The organism is Salicola sp. AFF1, from assembly GCF_056783195.1.
Map to the genome: position 1 here is coordinate 1 of NZ_JBXAYL010000234.1, position 240 is coordinate 240.

Below are 240 nucleotides of genomic sequence, written 5' to 3' on the forward strand. Positions count from 1 at the left end.
TGGAGAGCTCTGTAATCTCGACCTTCGCGATCTCTCGGTGTCGGATCCGGAACTCGAGGCGACGTACCCGCTGTGTACGCGTCCGGCGCTTACGGACCGGCCGAACTCGCTGTACGTGACTCCCGATGCGGCGGTCGGAGAGGAGTTGAACGGATCGGTCCGTACTGCCTCGAACAAGCGCAAGCGAGAGACGGTGATACCGGTCGACGACGAACTTCACACGGTTTTGAAACGGTGGCT

General features: G+C 60.8%; 1 protein-coding gene. It reads left to right on the forward strand.

Annotated elements, in window-relative coordinates; genetic code table 11:
• A partial coding sequence (locus AC1RQI_RS17485) for a hypothetical protein (RefSeq protein WP_481905875.1) occupies nt 1-240 on the forward strand: 240 nt, incomplete at both ends.